The following is a 3,379-nucleotide window of genomic DNA, read 5'->3' on the forward strand; positions in this document are numbered from 1 at the left end:
TCAACACTCACATTTAGCAAGCTGAGCATAGGATGCTAGCTCCCCTACTGCATTAAATATGGATACATGTTTACCTGGATAATCTACTTTTGTAATTATCTCAGATAGATCAAATTTTTGAACTAATTTCGGTAATTCAACAAGAAATTCATCATAATATGGTTTGTCTAAACTCCATTCTCTTCCATTTTGTTTGATTTCATTTCACTTATAGTTGCTTGATTAAAATCATACGGCGAATATTTATTCATAATTTGACCTTTTTATAAATTATTGGTTAAATTTATATACCATAAAATACGGTATTCCTTAATTTTTATAAACATATAATACATTATTTTGTTAATATATGTCAATAAAAAACCACGAAACATGATATTTTTTTTAAAAATGCTTTATTTAAATTGTTAATTGACTGATTAAATAAAAATGTTTATTATCAGTCCAAATTAAATGTGATAAGTAGATATTTATGAAAGTTGTTAGCTCATTAAAATCGTTAAAAAAACGTGATAAAGATTGTCAGATCGTAAAAAGAAGAGGCAAAATTTTTGTGATAAATAAAAAGAATAAAAGATTTAAAGCAAAACAAGGTTAATTGTTTCTAGATATAATATGGCCGGTCACTCAAAGTTTAAAAATATTCAGCATCGTAAAGGGGCTCAAGATAAAAAAAGAGCAAAAGTTTTTACTAAATTAATTCGTGAAATAGTTACTGCAGTTAAAACTGGCTCTTCTAATATCTCTGAAAATAACCCGCGTCTTAGAAACGCTTTAACCGCCGCACGCAGTCAAAATCTCCCAAAAGAAAGAATAGACAAAGCTATTAATAGTGCTGACGATACTAATACCGAAAATTATACGGAAATTAGATATGAAGGTTATGCACCGAATGGTGTTGCTATAATAGTTGAAGCTTTAAGCGATAATAAAAACCGTACTGCTGCCGAAGTGCGTGCCGGTTTTACCAAATATGGTGGCAGCTTAGGTGAAACAGGTAGCGTTAATTATTTATTCAAACATTGCGGAGTTATCCAGTATCCAACAAACATAGCATCGAATGAAGATATTTTTGAGGCAGCTATAGAAGCCGGAGGGGATGATATCGTATCTGATGAAATATTCCATACAATCTATACGGATATTGAAAATTTTTCTAAAGTTCTAGAATTTTTAACCGACAAATACGGTATACCTGAAGACTCTTATATAGGCTGGATTCCATTAAATACAATAATTATAGATGATAAGGAAAAAGCTGAAAAATTACTAAAGCTTGTGGAAATTTTAGAAGAAAGTGATGATGTGCAAAGAGTTTTCGGGAATTATGAATTATCTGATGATGTTTACGAAATAATACAAGGAGAACAATGACTTATAACAATGCAAATTATCAAATAATTATTTTAGCAGCCGGTAAAGGTACTAGAATGGAGTCCGATTTACCGAAAGTAATGCATAAAGTCGGCGTAGTTCCAATGCTTGAAACGGTATTAAAGAATTCGCTTAACGTCACAAATGATGTAATTATAGTTTATTCAGAAGAACTTAAAAAACATTTAACGCCCTATGAAAATATGTGTTGCTTTATACTGCAAGAAGAACCTAAAGGCACAGCTCATGCTACTTATGCAGCAATAGATTTAATTGATAAAAATAAAACAATATTAGTTTTATATGGTGATCATCCTCTTATTACTCCAAAACTTATGCATGAATTAATAGCTTACTTAAGCCTTACTAATTCTGCATTAGTTACTTTAAGCTTTGAAAGAGCAAATCCGGCTCAATATGGAAGGATAGCTACTGATAAAAATGGTGAATTCTTAGAGATAATCGAACATAAAAACGCAAGTGAAGAAGAGAAAAATATAAAACTTTGTAATTCAGGTATTATGGCTTTCAGTAGCGGAATTTTAAATAAATACTTACCTTTATTTGCTACTAATACTAACGGTAATAAGGAAGTTTATTTAACTGAAATAGTAAAAATATGTAAAAATCATGGTGAAAAAGTTTCATATTTATTGTCTACTGATCATGATTTAATTGTTGGTGTTAATACTAAAAACGAGCTAGAAGAAGCTAATAATATTTTTTCTAAGAATAAGTCTTAGCATTTACCCGCATGGATACCGAGTTGTCATTGCGAGTGGTATTGTTGCATGGATCGAAAAACGCATTCGGTGTCATCCCGTGGCTTGACCACGGTATCAAAAAAACAATAAAAAATACTAATATTTTAATATTTTTAACTGGATCCCGTGGTCAAGCCACGGGATGACGACATAGGTGAAATTGATCCACGCAAATACCTTGTGAGAATAACATAGGAAGCCATACAGTCAATGCTAAAAATTTTGGAGAGATGGCCGAGTGGTTTAAGGCGCACGCCTGGAAAGCGTGTTCACGGCAACGTGTCGGGGGTTCGAATCCCCCTCTCTCCGCCATAATGATATTTCTTTTGTTATTATGTATTAGCATCTTTTATAATTTTTATATTTATAAATCTATTTAATATATTATGGAAGAAAAACAAAAGTCTAAACCGACTCTTCTACTAATTACCCCATATTTATAGTCTTTTAATTTCTATTTTTACTTTTATAATAAGAATAGTTGTATATTTATATTACTTTCTCTATTATAGCCATAATTTTATAAGTTACAATTATATACCTAATAATCAATTAATTTATATTAAGTTATGGCTCATAAAGATTTATCACATTTAACAGAAGAACAAATCAAAGATTTAATAAAACGTTATTATAATTACAAAAAAATACCGGATTTACTAGAAGAATTTGAGATTAATGTATATCCTAGCATGTTAATTAAACTTTTTCCGCCTGTAGTTCATAATGAATTATTTTATAAATATTGTCCGGATATAAACCTAGTAAGTAAATTAGATGGTAGAAGTCATAGGAATTATAATGTAGTATATTTTGAAAAATTTTGCCCTGTATGTGATCATCGAGACCACACTTACTCTTATTGTTCTAATTGTAAAGAAATTAGAACACAGAAAGAACAAGTTGAAGAAGAAAATAAAAGAAATGTGTTAATGCAAGCGTTTTTGCCCGTTAATATCGATATTCCTGCACCAAACGAATTAACCTTAAAGGATGCTGTATATTTAATTTCTGTAGCAGAACATTCTGCTACTAAAGATTTAGAGTTTATAAAACCCTATTTAGAAGGAGCTTCAATATCAAGCCTAGCACCGGATGAAGAGTTAAAATATGATATTATAGAACATTTAAATCATATAGGATTTATACGAATTAATCCTTTAACAAATAGCCTTGATGCAAGTAGTAGGGTATTATCGTAATAAAATGCTATGGGAATTTTTGCCTAAGGGGAGTGTTGA

The 3,379-nt window shown here is 30.3% G+C and carries 5 protein-coding genes, 1 tRNA gene and 1 pseudogene; 6 read left to right on the top strand and 1 reads right to left on the bottom strand.

Going from position 1 to position 3,379, the window contains the following annotated elements; genetic code table 11:
- A pseudogene (locus tag SB78_RS11800) lies at positions 1–251 on the bottom strand (dihydrolipoamide dehydrogenase).
- Between the two features lie 221 nt (positions 252–472).
- On the opposite strand from SB78_RS11800, the gene ykgO reads away from it, so the two are divergent.
- The 6 genes from ykgO (at position 473) to SB78_RS11135 (ending at position 3,340) form a co-directional block, all read left to right on the top strand.
- Positions 473–598: a type B 50S ribosomal protein L36 gene (ykgO, locus tag SB78_RS05545; protein ID WP_004998227.1), complete on the top strand. Its 126-nt coding sequence runs from the start codon at positions 473–475 to the stop codon at positions 596–598.
- Positions 599–615: 17 nt separating this feature from the next.
- Positions 616–1,374: a YebC/PmpR family DNA-binding transcriptional regulator gene (locus tag SB78_RS05550; protein ID WP_041079212.1), complete on the top strand. Its 759-nt coding sequence runs from the start codon at positions 616–618 to the stop codon at positions 1,372–1,374.
- Positions 1,371–2,117 carry a sugar phosphate nucleotidyltransferase gene (locus SB78_RS05555; protein ID WP_041079214.1) on the top strand — a complete coding sequence of 249 codons (747 nt, stop codon included), beginning with the start codon at positions 1,371–1,373 and terminating at the stop codon, positions 2,115–2,117. Before SB78_RS05550 ends, SB78_RS05555 begins: the two co-directional genes overlap by 4 nt.
- A gap of 23 nt (positions 2,118–2,140) precedes the next feature.
- Positions 2,141–2,284 carry a hypothetical protein gene (locus tag SB78_RS11130; RefSeq protein WP_241773784.1) on the top strand — a complete coding sequence of 48 codons (144 nt, stop codon included), beginning with the start codon at positions 2,141–2,143 and terminating at the stop codon, positions 2,282–2,284.
- Positions 2,285–2,362: 78 nt separating this feature from the next.
- Positions 2,363–2,450, top strand: a tRNA-Ser gene (locus SB78_RS05560).
- Positions 2,451–2,707: 257 nt separating this feature from the next.
- Positions 2,708–3,340, top strand: a complete 633-nt coding sequence (locus SB78_RS11135) for a hypothetical protein (RefSeq protein WP_066027632.1) — start codon at positions 2,708–2,710, stop codon at positions 3,338–3,340.
- Positions 3,341–3,379: the final 39 nt, after the last annotated feature.

Source organism: Rickettsia asembonensis (genome assembly GCF_000828125.2).
Lineage (GTDB): Bacteria > Pseudomonadota > Alphaproteobacteria > Rickettsiales > Rickettsiaceae > Rickettsia > Rickettsia asembonensis.